Source organism: Deltaproteobacteria bacterium (genome assembly GCA_018668695.1).
In the GTDB taxonomy this organism is placed as follows: Bacteria; Myxococcota; XYA12-FULL-58-9; order XYA12-FULL-58-9; family JABJBS01; genus JABJBS01.
In genome coordinates this window covers 1-17,486 of record JABJBS010000132.1, presented here as the reverse complement: position 1 = coordinate 17,486, position 17,486 = coordinate 1, and the positions used below count along the sequence as shown (strand labels likewise).

Genomic DNA, 17,486 nt, shown 5'->3' with positions numbered 1-17,486 from the left:
TGCAGGCATGACCGGAGCTGGTTTTTTCGCAGCCGGTGGAGCTGCTTTTACAGCCGGTGGTGCAGCCGGTGTTGGAGCTTGTGGCTGAGCTGCCGGTTGACCGGAAGCTGCTCGCATTACGTCTTCTTTAAGTACACGCCCGCCAGGACCCGTGGCTTGAACATCCGCTGGGTTTACCCCGGTGGTGGCCATTGCCCGCTGCGCAGCTGGCATGACATGCCCCTGAACCGCGTTAGCCGGAGGAGTTGGCGTCGTTGCAGCTTCTGGAGCTGCGGGAGCAGCCACAGCGGGTTTAGCATCCACCGCGCCTTCTTCCATGTAACCGATGAGGTCACCCACTTGGGCCACTTCGCCTTGCTTCTTAATAATCTGCGTGATGGTTCCGGCAACGGGCGCAATGACCTCCGCTGTGACTTTATCGGTTTCAATCATGACGATGGTTTCATCCATCGCAACGCTGTCACCTTCGTTCTTGAGCCATTCACCGATTTCAACTTCGGTAATCGATTCGCCTACGGCGGGAACCTTGAGTTCAACGGCCATTTCAAGCGCTCTCTTTCGTGGAGGAGATGTTCTTAGTAATCAATCTGTTCGTATTCATGTTAGCTGAAGGCCTTTTCAATGAGGCGCTTTTGTTCCAGCTTGTGACTGGCTGCAGAGCCTGTGGCCGGGCTGGATGATTCGCGTCTTGAGATGCCGGAGAAATTCCATTTCCCAAGCACTTTAGTGCCAAAGCGCGCCCAAAGGTGTCGCCATGCGCCCATATTTTCTGGGGCGTCTTGAACCCAGACAACAGGGGCCGATTCCGGGTAAATCCCGAGCCGTTCTTGCACCGTAGAATCGCGCAGTGGGTAGAATTGCTCGATACGTAGAATCGCAACATCGTGTCTGTCGTTTTCTTCACGGTGCTGTTCCAGCTCGTAGTAGAGCTTTCCGCTGCAGAGAAGAACTTTGGTGACACCCTCACGCTTGGGATCAGAGTCAGCCAGGATCGCTTCAAACTTACCGTCGGCAAGTTCTTCCAGCGTTGATGTCGCCTTAGGATGCCGAAGCAGGCTCTTAGGTGTCATGACAATCAGTGGTTTACGCCACTTGCTGTGAACTTGTCTTCGAAGCATGTGGAAGCACTGAGCCGGTGTACTTGGATAACAAATTTGAATGTTATCTTCGGCAGCCTGATTCAGATACCGCTCCAAGCGTGCGCTGGAGTGTTCGGGACCCATGCCCTCAAAAGCGTGTGGTAAGAGCATGACAAGACCGCAAAGACGTTGCCACTTGTCTTCACCGCTGACGATGAATTGGTCAACGATGACCTGTGCAACGTTTGCGAAATCACCAAACTGAGCTTCCCAGATGCAGAGCCCGTCGGGCATATCGAGGCTGTAGCCATATTCGAAAGCCAATACGGCTGTCTCGGTGAGAGGACTGTTGTGAATTTCAATATCAGATTGGTCAGGGTCTAAATGCTGTAGAGGCATATAGTTCATGCCGTTGGTCTGATCGTGAAGGACGGAGTGCCGGTGGCTGAATGTACCACGCTGACTGTCTTGGCCCGTCATTCGAATACGAGTTCCCTCGGTTAAGAGGGAAGCAAATGCCAAAGCTTCCGCTGCGCCCCAATCGAGCTTCTTTTCACCGCGCGCCATGGCACGCCGCGTATCAAGAATTCGTCTTAATTTAGCGTGAACCGTGAAGTCGTCGGGTAGATGTGTTTGCATCTCTAGAAGATAAGCCAACCGATCTTTCTTGATTCCAGTCTTGGCGCTCACCGCGTTGTCGTAGCTTCCACCCTGATAGCTTTGCCAAAGGCCGCCCATGGTTGCATCTTTGACGATGGAATCATCAATGGCTGCTTCCTTAAGCTGCTTTTCTAGGAATTCTTTACGCTCCGTTGAGATACGGTCAGCATCCTCTTGGGTTACTCCGCCGGGACGCATCAGGTTAGAAAGGTATCCATCACGTACGTTTTTACGAGCGCGAATCGCCTTGTACATCAGTGGCTGTGTAAACGAGGGTTCATCACCTTCGTTGTGCCCGCGTCTTCGGTAGCTGTACATATCGATGACGACATCTTTTTCAAACGTCCTACGAAACTCCGTTGCAAGTCGAACCACTTGGGCAACCGAATCTGGGTTTTCGCCGTTGACGTGAAAGATGGGTATCTGCAGCATCTTGGCAACATCCGTTGCGTAGGTGCTTGAGCGGTGCTCAGCAGGATCTGTTGTAAAACCAATTTGGTTATTGATGACGATGTGCAGTGTACCACCGGTTCGATATCCCGGTAATTCACTCAGGTTGAGTGTTTCTTGAACAACACCTTCCCCTGCAAAAGCAGCATCACCGTGAATCACGATGGCCATCTTGTTGGTTCGGTCTTTGTCTCCGAAGCGGTCCTGTTTGGCGCGTACCCGGCCTAGGGCAACTGGGTTTACGAATTCCAGGTGACTTGGGTTAAAACAAAGTGAGAGGTGAACTTCACGCCCGCTACTTGTGACCCAGTCTGAACTGTAGCCCTTGTGATATTTTACATCACCGCGGCCAAGCATGTGTTCGGGATCTTTATCGGCAAATTCTTTAAAGACATCTCGTGGGCTTTTACCCATAATATTAACGAGTACGTTTAGCCGGCCACGGTGGGCCATGGCCAAGACAACCTCATCGATGCCATCTTCACCCGCTGTTTCAATGGTTTGATGCAGCAGCGGAATCATACTTTCGGAGCCTTCAAGCGAGAAGCTTTTGGCACCCATGAATTTACGCTGGATAAATTCTTCGAGAATGACAGCATCGGTAAGCTTGGCTAAGGTGCGAAGCTGTTGCCCGTGGGTAAGCATGATGCGGTTTTCGGTTATCTCCATACGCTCTTCGAGCCATTGCTTCATAACCAGATCATCGATGTGCATGTACTGCACGCCGATCGATCCACAGTAAGTTCGTTTGAGGCGTTGGACGATTTCCCGCAGGGTCATGGGCTCTAGGGCGTGAATACTGTCGCCTGAGAACTTGAGATCCATGTCCGAATCGGTGAAGCCATAAAATGCAGGAAAAAGCTCGGGCTGAGGTGGCCGTGGCAATCCCAGTGGATCAATGGAGGCAACCAGGTGCCCGCGCACACGGTACGCCCTTACCAATTGAATCAGTCGATCCTGAAGGGCCGCTGCTTGTGCCGATGTTACTCCGTTATCTTCTCCTGTTTGATTGGGAGATGATTCAGCATGACCGTTCCCGCCTGTATTTGGCGGTGCTTGGATCGTTTGGCCGTTGAACAGACTTGCAGGTTGAAACGCAGGGCCCAGTCTTGGGTCTTGTGCGAAACCAGCATCGTCATCCATGCTTTGGAAATAAAGTCTCCATCGTTCTTCAACGGAGTTCGGATTTTCTACATATTGCGCATACAACTCTTCGACATAGCCGAGGTTGCTTGCGGTTATGGGTAGCTCGGAATGCGTCATGTCCCGCTCCCGTCCTGCGAACCGTGCCAACGCGGCATCCAAGTTCCAGAGACTCGCTATATAGTATCCACCTGAGGCGGACGGTCAAAAGATACGATGGATAAATTCACCTAAATGAAGACTTCATCCATAATATGTAAGTAAATGTCGGATAAAAATTTAGGGTAAACGGAACATGCTTTCTGGTAGCTTTTGGTTTTTCTTAGCTTCCACGACCGCTTGCTCCTTGACCAGAATATCATTTTTCCAAGTCTCAATGGTGCTCGGAAACCATTTGCCTGCAGCTGATTTCTGATGGTCCAGGTAGCGCTTTTCCACTTTGTCTCCAGCCGAACCAGCGGCTGAGTAGAGAACGGAGCGCACGAGCACAAATGATTGTTTATCGAGCCAAACCTGCGGTTTAAGGGGCTCAAATGCTTTTGCACCGACAATGTAAACCGGTCGGTTACCTGACCGGCCCAGAGCAACCACCGAGGTATCCACGCCAGCGGCAGACAAGACATCAAGCATACGCAATGCTCGCTCATCCAGGTTCTTGCCCTTGGGAAAGAGCAGGGCCGTGAGGACGTCGGTTTGATTGTTGGAGCTTTTCTTGAAGCTGCCGGAAGTCGTATCAGCGACCTGACCCTCATTTTCGAGGTAGATCAGAGCTTGGTCGGCCCCGGAGAGCAACCGAGATCGTTCGGCGCGTTTGAGATAAAATCTTTCGGCCACCGTTTCTGAACCTTGTTGAGATTCAAGCTTAATGGATACATCCTCAACTTTAAGTCGGCTGATTTTATCAGCAAGCATCCGCATGATGTATTCCGCGGGTAAGACGTAGGCGTGAGCCTGGCCAGCCATCCCAATTAAAACCAAAACGGTACATATAGATTTGAAGTGTCGCATCATGGGTGCGAATAGCAAACCACCTGCCCCTGAGCAACGCCGGTGATTAGACAGGTCACGAGAAAATGAACCTGAGTACTAAATGGAGTACGTAACTGCGATCCCGGCAAGGTGAACTCCCCCGCCAAAGGTAACCGCTTCGTTCTCAGCAGTCGCCGAGGAGGTGGCACCCTGAAACTCGATTCTCTGATAGGCTAAGTCGACAGCCGTGCCTCCAGGTAGGGTAAGCCCCAAGCCAAGGCTGATACCCAACCGGCTGGAGTCAGGAGAATCAGCCCCTACGGTTTCAGCTGGAACCGGGGACGGGTCATAAAATGCTCCGGCCCGCAGTGTTAGTAAATCCATGGGCTGGTAGCTTACGCCAAGCCGCGGGGTCACTGTGGTGCCCCACTGGCGCTCTTTAAACACATCTTCAGTTCCCTCGTCTTCAAAGTCGATGGCAAGTTGTTCAACACTGGACCAAAGTGTCACATCCACGTCGGCGTTGATTGCGATCTGGTTTCCGATGCGGGTCTCAACCCCGAAGCTTAGCTGATGCGGCATGGTCAGGCTGGTGTTCACTGGGCCATTGGCTGCTCGGTTCTGAAATTCCTCCGGAGTTTGAAAGCTGGCAAAACCGTCTAGGTTAAAGTGGGTCTTACCCTTCCAGGCGGCACCAAGACTTAACCAGTCTGTTGGCTCGATGAAGATGGAAGCGTGTCCACCGATGGCAGTTGCCGCTGTATCTAAGCTGACGGTTCCTTCGTCGGAGATAAAGTCGATATTCCGTACAAATTGGAGTTCTGCGTTATCGAAGAGCACTCCCGCAGCAACGGAGACCATACCGTAGCGGCCGCCGAGAAAGAGACTTGTTCTCAAGACTTTAAAGTCGGCTGAGACGAGGTCAAAGCGACGGGTCCAGTCTGCGGGCCAAGAAATCCCGGACCCGTAGGGCACGGTAAAGGAGGCGCCGATGGCAAAGTCTTGCGTGGCATAACTTGCGTGAGCGTGAGGTGGGACACTGAGCCCACCCTCGGTTTGCGACTCAAAACTGGTGGCCTGCGCACTTAAGGTTGGAGCTGCTAAGATGGCGCCCAAAGAAACTTTGAGCCCAGGAGCAAAAAGTGTTGCCGCCGGATTTTTGTAGGCTGCTGCAGCATCGCCTTTTCGGGCGGTGGCGGTACCACCGGCTGCCATGGCGGTGACGCTGGTATCTGCTGTGGTGTAGCCTGCGGCGAAAGCCGGTGAGCTAAGTGCAAAGCAGCAAAGCGAGATCAATATTGATTTATAACTCATGGGTAAGCCCCATCGACCAATACAGTGCCTGCGTCCCAATGACCGGGTAGGTAGGCTGGTTCAACAGGGATGACAATAAAGCCGTGGCTCGCTGGGTAGTCATAGCGAGGAACCTCACCGCGCTCTGAAATGGCCAGCGTGTTGTCGTTTGGAATAATGGTATCGAGCGTGGCCATTTGAATAATGACTTTTCGGTCGGGCATGGCTGCGCCGGTATTGAAGTCCTCTTTTAAGAGGTAACGTGCAAAGCTTTGCGGATCGACCGGGTCGACCAACCAGCGGGCGATCAGCATCGCTTGGTCAAACTCTTGAGAGCCGGGAACAAATCCGTGGTCATCGATAAACTTTTGAAAGTGTGGTCCGAACCATGGTGAATTTTGAAAAAGCGGAATCAGGTTACCACCGGGTACATTGAGCACGGAGCGGTTAATCATGGGCTGCGTGGATGTGAATACCGAGCCTATGATGCCGCCGAGGCTTTGTCCTACATAGCCGAAGTCAGGAGCGATGTCGTAACCAATTGCCGTACGCCAGTCGCCTTGACGAAGTGAGCGGAGCAAAGTGTTGAGGTCGGCAATCGCCTGATAAAAATGGTGAGTCGTTCCGTGGAGGTTATCGATTTCGATAAATGCCGCGCCCGAAGCCTGGTACATCGGAAGAACCGGCCACTTGTTGAGGTAATTACCTTCTCCATTGTTATCAACGCATCGGCCATCTTCAGCGCAAGTCGAACCCGACTCACAAGCTTGAGGGCAGATGAACTCGCCTGGGTTGAGGGGATTTTCTTGGCACATGGGGCCAAAGTCAGTGCAGTGGGTGCGTTCGCCATGGTACGGGAAGTCGATGCCGATGGTAGCATAACCGGCCTCAGCCATCGTATCAGCCAGGGCGTAAACCATACGTCGTTCAGTGACAATGGCATGTCCAAAGATGACCGTTTTAAGTGGCTCGTCGGGCCGAACGTTTTTCGGGATGGTCATCGTGAAACGAACAGGCTCTAGGCTCCACGTACCATCTTCGTAATTCTTACGAGTCGTATGGTCCAAGAGGTTTGGCATCATGATGGTTCCGTCGATGACGCGCTCTACATTAAACATGCTGACGGCCCCGATCGGGAATTCTAGGATGGTATCGAAAACAGTCTTATCGTGTTCGACGATGGGGTTTGGGTCGGTATTGAGATTGGTTGCAAGGTCACGGCTTCTGAGCATCTGCTCTTTGATTTCCATGGTCTTGAAAGTCCAAGCACTGGCTACGTTGCCCGATTCGAGCTTTCCGTTTTGATAGAGTTTAGCCAGTGAGGGAGCGGTGTGGCTGCGAACCAGTTCAAGACGCGCGGCGCTGTCGTTATCAAGCGCGGCCATTGAAGAGCGGCCGTCTTCAACGAGCGGGTTAACGACCATGGCCAGCATTCCAGGGAGCATGGCTTCCACGGCAATACCGTCAGAGTTTTGCAAGGCAGTGGTAACGACCATCATGTGGAAGGTATCTGGATCGAGCATGCCGCTTGTAGGGCGTACTTTGATAAACTTCTCACCGGTACGGCTCTGGATATCGATTGCGATTTCTTCGAGGGTTCCGTCAGCTTTTTCGGCAAAGAGTTTAACGCTATCACTGTTGAGGGTTTGAACAGCGATAGGACTTGTAAGCTCAAAGTAAAGGTCCGAGCTTAAGCCAAAGCCATCGAACTGGTTGATGGCCGCGAGGTTTTCTTTTTTAAAGTTATCGTAATCTTCGCGGATTGGAATTTCGACAAGTCCACTGGTTGGGTTACGCAGAAAATCCGATGGCAAAGGCATTTTCTCAAGAGCCTTGTCCATGAGGATTTCTGGAGCTTGCGTAATATTAAAGCTCCAGAGGTGAGCCACACTGGCTCGGCTCGTCCCGCGTGCGCTCATGTGTTCGAAATAGGGAAGAAGGTCTAAGCGGATGGTTTCGAGTGTTTGTGCTTTTTCAAGCCGGTCTTCGGCGGTTGCCCCTGGGATTGCTCGAGTATGCTCTAAGAGGCTTTCCTCTTGGCGTAAAAACCAGAAGGCTGCGTCTGCAACAACCGTCTCGCCATTTTGACCTTTCACGCCGTTTACACCGCCGATTACGCTGATGAAGTATTCACCGCCGCGCTTCCAGCCCATGCCTGGCGCCGTGATAATAAGTTTTTCGGGTGCTTCCGCTGGCTCTCCTACGATGATGGCATCCACAGGAGAGTAAGTTCCGTTTTCTGCCAGAATGACCTGAACGGTTTCGGCAGTGATGCTTTCGGGGTTAAGCGCCCCAGAGAAACTAATTTTTGCTTCGGTTCGTGTGGACCAAGCGGCGCGCCGATTGAGTTGATGAATCAGCTCAGCTTCTACGGCACTTTTATCAGCGAGATCTTCTTCAGTGGCTGGGATTTGAATACGACCCGTTGCGTCATCAGTAAGCAAGTCGTTGGGCGTTGGGATCACACCGTTTTCTGGATCAAACTCTGCGACAATAACGCGCGCTTGTGAGAGCGGCTCTTCAATGTTGCAACCGCTGAGTGCGATGAAGAGTGTTAGTGCAGTAAAGACAGGCGTTTTGAAAACGCGACAAGATGTAGGGATAAGTAATCCCTCAGACCATAAATGCATTCATTTTCCCCCATGTAACGCAGCGAGCATACCCTCACATACATTGTACTTTGGCGTGCTGCGTCTAAACTGTCAACAAGATCATGGAAAGGCATAAATATTTGTTCTCACTATGAAAAATAGACTAATTTGAGGGAAGATAATTCGGATATATACGCGTTGCGTCGTTGAGCATTCTGGCCCGTGTGATGCAAAGTGAGTGTATGTCCTACATCGTTTTGAGACGATCAGATGAGGTTTTGACGAAATGTTGCAGATTAGGAAAGAGCATCGCTTTGGGATCCTTGTCTTGCTGGCCTGTTTATTCTCTGCGCAGGCTGCGCCGAGTTTGGCGGCAAGTATTTACGATCCCGCATTAGATTGGCGCACGATTGAGAGCCCCCGTTTTGATGTCCATTACCCAGATGAGCCGGGTTATCGAAACTTGGCCATTCGCATATCGAGAATAGCGGAAGACTCACTGGATAAAGTCGCTGAGCTGTCGGGCTTTATGCCAGAAGGCCGTATTGATGTGGTGGTCTCTGACTTTTCAGATGAGGTCAACGGCTCAGCCACGGTGATGCCTCGTAATACCCTTCGGCTCTATGTGACGGCACCCACAGAGAACGCGGGGCTTTCCTTTTATGATGACTGGCTGCATTTGCTGGTGGTTCATGAACTCGCCCATATTTGCGACATTGACCAAACTTGGGGGCTGACCCGATTTCTGCGGTGGATTTTCGGAAAATACATCTCGATGAATGGCTTCACGCCCCAGTTTTTAAGCGAAGGCTATGCCGTCTTTGCCGAGACCACACTGACTAAAACCGGTCGCGGCCGCTCGTCCTATGTTGCGATGCTTCTAAGAACCGCCGCCTTAGAAGATAAGTTTCTAAATATCGATCAGGCTCACATCATGTATTCGGATTGGCCGGGAGGCAACGGAGCTTATTTCTACGGGGGCCTCTTTCATCTCTTCTTGGCGGAGCGATTTGGTAAGGAGAAGGTAGCAGAGCTTCACCAGTTTAATGCAGCCATGCCTATTCCTTATTTTTACTACCCTGCGTCCTACAGCAAATTTGGCTCGAGCTTGCCCGCTTTGTGGGATGAGTTTCGAGAAAAGGTTAAGGCTGAGGCGCTGGCGGTGGAAAAGGAATTAAAGGCGAAAGGCCTCACCAAGAGCCGCGAAATAACCACCCACGGTCGCAATGTGACAGGCCCACGCTACAGCGCCGATGGGGAATACATTGTTTATTCACGAACAAGTCCCGTAGATGGCCGAACCGTCCGGCAAGTCGGCCGAGATGGCAGCGATGACAAGCAACTGATCTTGCAAACTTTTAGCCGGCGATTTTCATTCGAGCGTGATGGAGCGGCTTTTTACTTTTCGCAAAATGCAATCAATGAGCGGTTCAACGATTTTAATGACATCTACCGCTATACGGTTGAAAATGAATCCATCACCAAGTTGCAGGAAGCCGAGCAATCCGGCAAGAGTTTGCGGGCCCGCGACCCAGATGTCTCATCGGATGGAAGCAAGCTCGTTTTTGTCCAAAATAAATTGCATCAAAGCTATGTGACCCTCGGAACCTTCACAGACGAGCAGCGCAAGACGCTCAAGCTTCAGGTGCTCTTACCGGCACATGGTGACATGCAGCACGCAAGCCCAAGGTTTTCTCCTGACGATTCTAAGGTTGTTGTATCGAGCTGGTTTCCCGGCGGGCACCGCGACATCATCGTTGTAGACGCTTCTACCGGTCAAATCTTAAAGCGTATTACTCAAGACCGCGCACTTGATGCCAATCCAACTTGGAGCGCGGATGGGCGCTACGTTATTTATGATTCTGACCGTGACGGTATTTTCAACCTCTACGCCTACGATACTCAAACGGAGGCTCATTTCAGAATCACGCGTGTGGTGGGTGGGGCCTTTCAACCCGATGTCTCGCCCGACGGTCAGTCGATGCTATTTCGCAGCGCCTCGGCCCGAGGTTTCGACGTACACGAACTTGATTTTAGGCCTGAGACTTGGGAGCCGATAAGCTACGAGGCAGAGGCTGTGCCCCCTGAATCAGCGGGCGTAGTGGGTGAAGACGGCTTGATTGTATCTTCATTTCGTCACGAAGAAGCACCGGCAGAGCTTCTCGCAACACAGCAAGATCTTGAATACACACCATGGGCGAGCCTTTTACCGTTTAACGATAACTGGGTGCTTTTCCCCGCGCTCTATCTCTACAACAACGATGCAACTGCACGTTTTTCAACGTTTGGTTCTGACTCCTTGGCAGAGCATCGCTACAGCTTGGCTGCTTGGACAAGTCTGAAAACATTACGTCCGTCGTGGTCGGCGAGTTACGTTTTTGACTCCTGGTACCCAACTTTGGGCATAAGCTTTACAGATGCGTGGCAAGCTATTCCTTACACCTTGGAAACACTCACTCCGGGCACCGAAGAGAATACTGAACCTGAAATTGTAAGGTCGCAAGCTTGGGCCATCGATAGGCGGTTGTCGATTTCGGGGAGCATGAGCCTACCTATCAAAAATCGGCACCTCGGTTTCTTGAGCTATCGCTGGGACAGGCGAAAAGCGGCGGATGAGGCTTCAGCGGAGGAGCTTGGTTATCCAAACGGGGGCCGTGAAGATTTCGCGCGATTGGAATTTGGTTACCGCTATTCTTTTGCAAAGCGCTATCCCTACTCAGTGGGTCTTGAGGATGGGAGAAGCATCGCTCTTGCGGGGCGTTGGTATTCAAAGCTTCTTGGAGGCGAGTTTGAACAAGTCATGTTTACCCTCGATGGCCGTACTTATTTGAACAATCCACTTTGGGACAATCACGTGTTGGCCATGCGACTGGTGGCCGCAGTTTCTGTTGGGCCAGAGTTTCGGGAGAAGTTCTACCTGGGAGGCAATGCAGGCTCGAGCTTTCTCACTGCCGTTGCTGAAAACGTATATTCATTGCGAGGTTTTCCGTTGAGCGCAGATCGCAAGGGCACAGGGCTCGCCGCACTTTATTTAGAGTACCGGTTTCCGCTTTGGCATGTTGAGCGAGGCCTTTGGACACTGCCGGGCTATATCGAACGATTTCACATGGCCTTTTTTACTGAAGGCGGAAATACGTTTGGTAACGGTGAGGAAGAAGATTTAGGTGAAGTGTTTGAAAAAGCAGCAAAGAGAATATTTCAAAGCGGAAGTCTCGGTGTGGGTACCGAGATTCGCGCAGATATTAATTTTGGCTGGGCTTTTCCACTGACCTTGCGTACCGGGGTTGCTCTCGGTGTGCTTGATCGCGGAGTGGTGCCAAACAAGCTGACACCGGAAATCTACTTCGCGTTCGGCTCTTCGATTTAATAGCCAGGGTTGCGGACAAAATATACGGCGCATTTTGCGCTGCGCAGAACCCGCTCACTGGTACTACCGGCGGTTGCTTTGTCGCTGGCGCCGCTTGAACCCATAATGATCAGATCCGTTTCACGAGCTTCGGCTGTGGCCAAGATCTCTTCATGAGCTCGTCCGCCGCGAACGATCATATGTACTTTTCGTCGATCAACTGCTTCGAGCCCGCCACTTTGCCAGAGTTCTTCGATGCGGCGGTCTACGCCTTCTTGAACCCGCTCAATGGCTTCTTGGGTTTCGATGTATTTTTGTTTACCGAAATCAAAGGCACGAATGGGTTCTGCTACGTGCAGAACAAAGGCGTCAGCACCGTGTTGAGCGGCCATCTTCAAGCCCTCATTAAAGGCGAGCCGTGCCGTGTTTGAAAAGTCGATGGGGATCAAAATACGCTTGATGTCGATTGTCTGGGTCATTCATGCTCCGATAAATCTATGAAAGAGGCTTCAAATTTATAGTCTCTTGGGCAGATACTGGCAATGGATGTTTCTTTTAGTCTGCAATGATGCTTTAGAAGTGGTGAAATGGGAAAAACTAAGAAAAAGACGGCCCTGGCGGCTTCTGGCGAAAAATTGGTTTGCCAAAACCGTAAAGCGTTCCACGACTACAGCATCGGAGAGCGATTCGAAGCGGGTTTGATGCTTGTTGGGACCGAAGTGAAGGCGTGCCGAGCGGGCAATGCACATCTCGATGAAGCGTTTGTTCAGGTGATTGCCGGTGAAGCCTATCTAGAGCATTCGTATATTGGTGAATACCGGCAAGGTAATCAGTTCAATCACGACACAAATCGAACCCGAAAACTTCTTTTGCATGGCCGAGAAATTGAGAAGTTGTGGATTAAGATCCGTGAAAAAGGTTTCACGGTGGTTCCGATTTCTCTCTATTTTAAAAATGGTCGCCTAAAGGTCGAGATAGCATTGGCCAAAGGAAAAGACCGCGAAGATAAGCGCGAGAGCCTGAAAGCCCGTACTGCAAAGCGGGAAATGGATAAGGTGACCCGGTCGTTGAAGCGACGTTAGTTCTGAACTGGGAATTGCCCCTCAAGTGCGCCTTTGCATAGGCCACGAACTTCATCTGAAAAGTTCGCACCACTGATCCAACGAAGGTAATCAGGCTCTTGGCTGGCCAGCTGTTGCAATGTGCGGTTGCGGTGCTTACCAAAGCTGAGCACGGCCAAACCACTGGTATTCCAAATAATCTTACCATCTGGGTCGAGCGCATTTTTCGGCTTACTTTTGCAAAAGGCTTGGAGCCCTTCAGGATCCATCGGTAGGTCTTCGTACCGCGCGATTTGTGCGAGTAGGATGTCTGCCGTGGCCACGGCATCAGCTTCAGCACTGTGCGCGTTGTCCAAAGTTTTGTCGCAATAAAACCGGTATGCGGCTGAGAGGTCTCTCGGCTCTTTTTTAATGAAGATCTTATGCGCGTCGATGATGTTCACGGGACCATCTGGAAAGGTGATGCGCGCACGAACGAATTCGTTTCTAAGCAGCGGCAAATCGAAGCGTTCGAGATTAAATCCGGTAAGGTCGCAGCCACTTAGAAAGTCGGCGAGGCGGCCCGCAACCATATCGAAGGTAGGTTCGTTTGAAACATCTTCGTTGGTAATTCCGTGCACAGCAGAGGCTGCCTGAGGAATGGGCATTTGTGGATTGATACGCAGCGTAAGCAGTTCACGACTCATATCGGTGTGAATCTTTACACAAGAGATTTCCACCACGCGGTCGGTCTTGGTTTCAAGGCCAGTGGTCTCTAAGTCAAAGCATACGATGGGGCGGGTCAAGTTAAGTGTACGTGTTGTCATATTGCACCAAAGATTGTTGTGCGCAGGCTTCATGCCCGCTTATGACTTAAACCTTACAGGAGGGGTCCGTCGGTTTTTGACGGTCTAGGGGACTTAGTCTGGAAAAATCCGGGTGCCACCGCGATCTTCTAGGGCATCTTTGAGGTTTTCTGGGTCTGTGATGATCACTTTGGCACCACCTGAATCAATGAATTTAAGAGCTGCTTCCACTTTTGGACCCATGCTGCCCGGTGGGAATTCACCGGCTTCGTAGAGTTCACGAAGCTGCGAAACCTTTATTTTCTCAAGCTTTCTGGCATTTTCAGTACCAAAGCCTATTTGCACGTGACTCACCCCGGTACTGATTGCGAGGACGTCTGCGCCCAGGGTTGAGGCCAGCAAAGATGAAGCACGATCCTTATCGATAACCCCATCAAGACCATCGAGAATATCACCCTTTCGAACCACGGGAATTCCGCCTCCTCCCACCGCAATGGGAATCATACCCTCTTTGAGGATGGCTTTGATTGCCTTGAGTTCGATGATTTTGAGCGGTTTGGGTGAGGGAACAAGCCGGCGATACCCGCGGCCTGCATCTTCCTTCATAATCCAGCCTCGATCGGCGATACGCTCCTTGGATTCCTCCTCGGAATAAAAAGGCCCGATGGGTTTGCTGGGATTCTGGAGCTCTGGATCATCGGGGTTCACCTCAACTTGGGTCACCAAGCTAACGACGGTTTTGTGAATACCCCGAAGAGCCAGCTGATTTTGAAACACTTGCTGCAGCATGTAGCCGATACCCCCTTGAGTGTCGGCGTCGCAAATTCCCAGTGGCAACCTCACGATATCTGGAGCGGTAGCTTCCACACGAAGAAGTAAGTTACCGACCTGCGGCCCATTGCCATGGGTGAGGACGATCTCAAACCCAGCTTGTACAAGTTCGACCAGCTGTTTCATGGTGGCCCGGGCATTTTTAAACTGTTCTTGAATCGTTCCGGTTTCGTCAGACCGAATCAGTGAATTTCCGCCTATTGCGATGACAACTAAAGACATCGTTGCTGCCCCCTTGTTACGAGCTTTTATTTAAATACGTTTTCTTCTTTGGCTGGAGTCATAGCCAAAGGATTGAACCCGTGGTGCGTTTGCAATTTTCATTATCTTCCGGTTAAAGGTCCGAGTTCAAGAAATTGGAAATTGGGAGGCAAGTTATGGTGATAAAGGGCTGGAAAAAGCTTCCACAAGGCTTACGACAAACGGTTGGACTTTTGCTTAAAGCAACTTTGACCTTTGGTGCCTTTTACCTTCTTTTAAATCACGCCATTGAAGATGAGTCTGGCAAGTCCGTTGTCATCTGGGATGCCATTGTTGAGCATATGGCCACCATTGAAATGGCCACTTTTTTGCCCTGGGTCTTACTGGCCGCGGGAATCAAAGTGATCGGTATTTTTTCCAGTATGGTTCGCTGGCACCTTTTGCTGAAGGGCCAGGGCATTCGTTTTAATTTCGGACATATTGTTGGCTCTTTTTTAATTGGCCGGTTCCTTGGGACTTTTTTGCCCTCAACCGTTGGTCTGGATGGCTACAAACTTTACGACGCGGCCAAATTCAGTGATCGGGTGATTGAACCTGCTGCGGCCACGGCCATTGAAAAAGTCATGGGGCTTTCAGGGATTTTCCTAAGCTTTTTGGTGGCATTCCCTCTTGGCTATCAAGTTTTAGGCGAGACTGCTGGTGCAGTGGCCATTATTGCGGTGCCGCTTTCGCTGGGAGTGGTCCTAGGGCTTTTTACCTTACTCTTTAAACCGGTATTGGTGCAGTGGTGCCTGGGTATCATTCCAGGTCTTGGGTCCGGCAAGATTGCTGATTTTGTAAACCGTGCCAGTGAGGCTGCTTCAGCTTACCGGGGCAAAGGTCTTCTCTTAGCGCAGTGTATCGGGCTCTCATTTTTGGTGCATTTTACAACGGCGGCTATGTATTACTTTACGGCTTTGGCGGTGGGCGCACTTTCGGCAGATTTTTGGCAGGTTGTTTTTGCTTCTTCGATTCAAATTTTCGCAACCGTCATCAGTCCGTTCACCATCGCCGGAGAAGGTGTGCGAGAAATCGTTCAGGCTCTCTTGCTGGCCAAGCACATTGGTACCAGCCAATCGATTCTTTCGGCGGCTCTTGGCTTTTGGGCTGCAGAAGCCCTCACCTTAGGGGGCGCGGTGTTTTGGTGGATTCGCAAAAAAGACTATAAGCCTCGCGTTGTAGAACTTGAATTTAAAAGTTCGCAAGACCCGGTACCAAGTGTAGGCGAGGCTGTCCCGTCTTGTTCTTAAAAGAAGAACGTTCAAGCTTGTCTGGTTAGAAATAGATTATCGGCGACGACGCGGGATACGAATCGGTTCAGTTTCCGGTAGGTAATCCGGAATCGATGCGTAAACAGCGATGCATTTCTCAAGATCATCAATACGAACATGGTCGTTGATGGGTCCAGAGAAACTCTCTTCGCTGGGTCCAAATCCCACAGTCGGGATATTGGACATGCCCATGGTGTAGGCACCGGCAGTAGACATGGTCCAGCGATCAACCGTACCAGGCTTTTTGAAGACGCTACGGTAGGCACTTTCCACAGACTCAATCAGTGGATGCTCTTCTTCCAGGGTCCAAGTTGGAAAATATTTTTCCATCGGTAAACGCAGCCCGCGGTAGCTGGCCTCATCGCATTCGACGATTTCAATCTTCGCTTTGGTTCCCTTACAAGCGGTTTTAATCTCCGCAAGAATCTTCTTGGCCTCATCATTGGTCGTCAGGCGTCTATCCACAATGATGTGGCAGCTCTCTGGCAACATGTTGGGACCATTGTAAGTGGATTCGATATGGGTAACCGCGACCGTTGCCTTACCCAAGAACGGATCTTCGGGCAGGGTTTCGTTCAGCTCCTGAATCCCGGCGAGGATTTTCTCCATGCCATAAATGGCATTGAACCCTTTGCTCGGATCAGAGGCGTGGACGGGTTGTCCTCGCAGCGTGATTCGAATTTCCGCACGGCCTCGATGGCCACGGCAAATACGCATACCCGTTGGCATGGATAGCACAACGAAGTGTGGGTAGAGCTTTTCAACGTCGAAGATACACTTGTAAGCAAGGCCTTCGCAGCTTTCAGCTTGGACCGAACCTACGACGAAAATCGTACACTCATCGGCCAAGTCGAGCTCTTTGATGACTGCGCCAGCATAAATGATGGCAGCAAGGCCACCTTTGTTGTTGGCGGCCCCGTGTCCGTAGATCTTTCCGGCCTTCATATCCCCTTTAAAAGGATCGAAACGCCAGGAAGCCTTGTCACCGATGCCTGGTGTATCCAAATGTGCGTCGAATAGGATACGGGTAGGCCCCGATCCAATACGCCCAATGACGTTACCAAAGCGATCGATATCGACGCTGTCGTAATTGAGGTCCAACATCTCTTTGCGCACACGTAGGGCAATAGCTTCTTCTTGTTGGCTCTCAGATGGGGTGGCAATCAGCTCACGCAGGAATTCAACGCATTTAGTACGGTGCCGTTTCGCCTGCGCGACGATTCTGTCTCTCATTTCATCCATAAGTGGAACAAAATTATCCGATCTTGAGGGGGAGTAGCAAATGATACTTTCGTAATTGTGAATTCATTGGTTTCGATACTGGCTTTTAGCCCCAGAACCGGATTTAAATATAAGGGTAACAACCCGCAGGAGCAGCCTTTGGCACTCGCTACAAGCGCCCCAGAAGAGCGAAGAACTACACGTTATTTAATACGTTTCCCGGTGAGGCTTGCCCTCGGGGACCACGTGTTGGAGCTTCAAACGCAAAATATCAGCTTAGACGGCGTTTTTGTGCGCTGTGGGGCCTTGCCTCATGTTGGTGCAGAAGTCGCTTGCGAAATGATGTTACCGTTCGGTTTAGGTACAACCGTACTCTCTGGCCGAGTTATTCACTTAGTTATGCCAAGTAATTCGGTTGGCCGTGTTCCGGGTCTAGGAATTGGCTGGACTGAGGGCCAAGAACCCGCAAAAGAGCGGTGGCGCGATTTTTTGCACCAAGTTATTGCACTTTATCACGGGCTCGGTGACGAGCAGCGGCTCAAGCTC

At 51.1% G+C, this 17,486-nt stretch carries 13 protein-coding genes; 4 read left to right on the top strand and 9 right to left on the bottom strand.

All coding sequences use genetic code 11. The annotated features are described in order from the left end of the window. The 5 genes from HOK28_07280 to HOK28_07260 all read right to left on the bottom strand — a co-directional run. On the bottom strand, nt 1-543 hold a 543-nt coding region (locus tag HOK28_07280; protein MBT6432876.1), incomplete at its 3' end, for a dihydrolipoamide succinyltransferase. Between the two features lie 59 nt (nt 544-602). Continuing rightward, complete coding sequence (locus HOK28_07275) at nt 603-3,452, bottom strand: 2-oxoglutarate dehydrogenase E1 component (GenBank protein ID MBT6432875.1); 2,850 nt, start codon at nt 3,450-3,452, stop codon at nt 603-605. 159 nt (nt 3,453-3,611) lie between these two features. Beyond that, nucleotides 3,612-4,358, bottom strand: a complete 747-nt coding sequence (locus HOK28_07270; GenBank protein ID MBT6432874.1) for a hypothetical protein — start codon at nt 4,356-4,358, stop codon at nt 3,612-3,614. A 60-nt stretch (nt 4,359-4,418) separates the two neighbouring features. After that, the gene (locus tag HOK28_07265; GenBank protein MBT6432873.1) at nt 4,419-5,615 is read right to left on the bottom strand and encodes a hypothetical protein; all 1,197 of its coding nucleotides are present in this window, start codon (nt 5,613-5,615) and stop codon (nt 4,419-4,421) included. Next, nucleotides 5,612-8,224, bottom strand: a complete 2,613-nt coding sequence (locus HOK28_07260; GenBank protein ID MBT6432872.1) for a hypothetical protein — start codon at nt 8,222-8,224, stop codon at nt 5,612-5,614. The genes HOK28_07265 and HOK28_07260 overlap by 4 nt, the downstream gene beginning before the upstream one ends. A 247-nt stretch (nt 8,225-8,471) precedes the next feature. On the opposite strand from HOK28_07260, the gene HOK28_07255 reads away from it, so the two are divergent. Then, on the top strand, nt 8,472-11,552 hold the full coding sequence (locus HOK28_07255) for a hypothetical protein (GenBank protein ID MBT6432871.1): 3,081 nt from the start codon (nt 8,472-8,474) through the stop codon (nt 11,550-11,552). Here the strand turns inward: HOK28_07255 and HOK28_07250 are convergent. Beyond that, on the bottom strand, nt 11,549-12,010 hold the full coding sequence (locus tag HOK28_07250) for a universal stress protein (GenBank protein MBT6432870.1): 462 nt from the start codon (nt 12,008-12,010) through the stop codon (nt 11,549-11,551). The genes HOK28_07255 and HOK28_07250 overlap by 4 nt on opposite strands. Before the next feature lie 108 nt (nt 12,011-12,118). Between HOK28_07250 and smpB the strand changes: the two genes are divergently transcribed. Further along, nucleotides 12,119-12,613 (top strand): SsrA-binding protein SmpB, encoded by a 495-nt coding sequence (gene smpB, locus HOK28_07245; protein ID MBT6432869.1) that lies wholly within the window; start codon nt 12,119-12,121, stop codon nt 12,611-12,613. Here the strand turns inward: smpB and HOK28_07240 are convergent. Continuing rightward, nucleotides 12,610-13,398, bottom strand: coding sequence for a 3'-5' exonuclease (locus HOK28_07240; protein MBT6432868.1), 789 nt, complete (start codon nt 13,396-13,398; stop codon nt 12,610-12,612). The genes smpB and HOK28_07240 overlap by 4 nt on opposite strands. Before the next feature lie 93 nt (nt 13,399-13,491). Continuing rightward, on the bottom strand, nt 13,492-14,430 hold the full coding sequence (gene arcC / locus HOK28_07235) for a carbamate kinase (protein MBT6432867.1): 939 nt from the start codon (nt 14,428-14,430) through the stop codon (nt 13,492-13,494). Between the two features lie 155 nt (nt 14,431-14,585). Here arcC and HOK28_07230 point away from each other — a divergent pair, with 155 nt between their 5' ends. Next, complete coding sequence (locus HOK28_07230) at nt 14,586-15,698, top strand: flippase-like domain-containing protein (protein MBT6432866.1); 1,113 nt, start codon at nt 14,586-14,588, stop codon at nt 15,696-15,698. 36 nt (nt 15,699-15,734) lie between these two features. Here the strand turns inward: HOK28_07230 and HOK28_07225 are convergent, their stop codons facing one another. Further along, complete coding sequence (locus tag HOK28_07225) at nt 15,735-16,961, bottom strand: YgeY family selenium metabolism-linked hydrolase (protein MBT6432865.1); 1,227 nt, start codon at nt 16,959-16,961, stop codon at nt 15,735-15,737. Nucleotides 16,962-17,099: 138 nt separating this feature from the next. Here HOK28_07225 and HOK28_07220 point away from each other — a divergent pair. Then, nucleotides 17,100-17,486 (top strand): PilZ domain-containing protein (locus HOK28_07220; GenBank protein MBT6432864.1); only part of this gene is annotated, 387 nt, incomplete at its 3' end.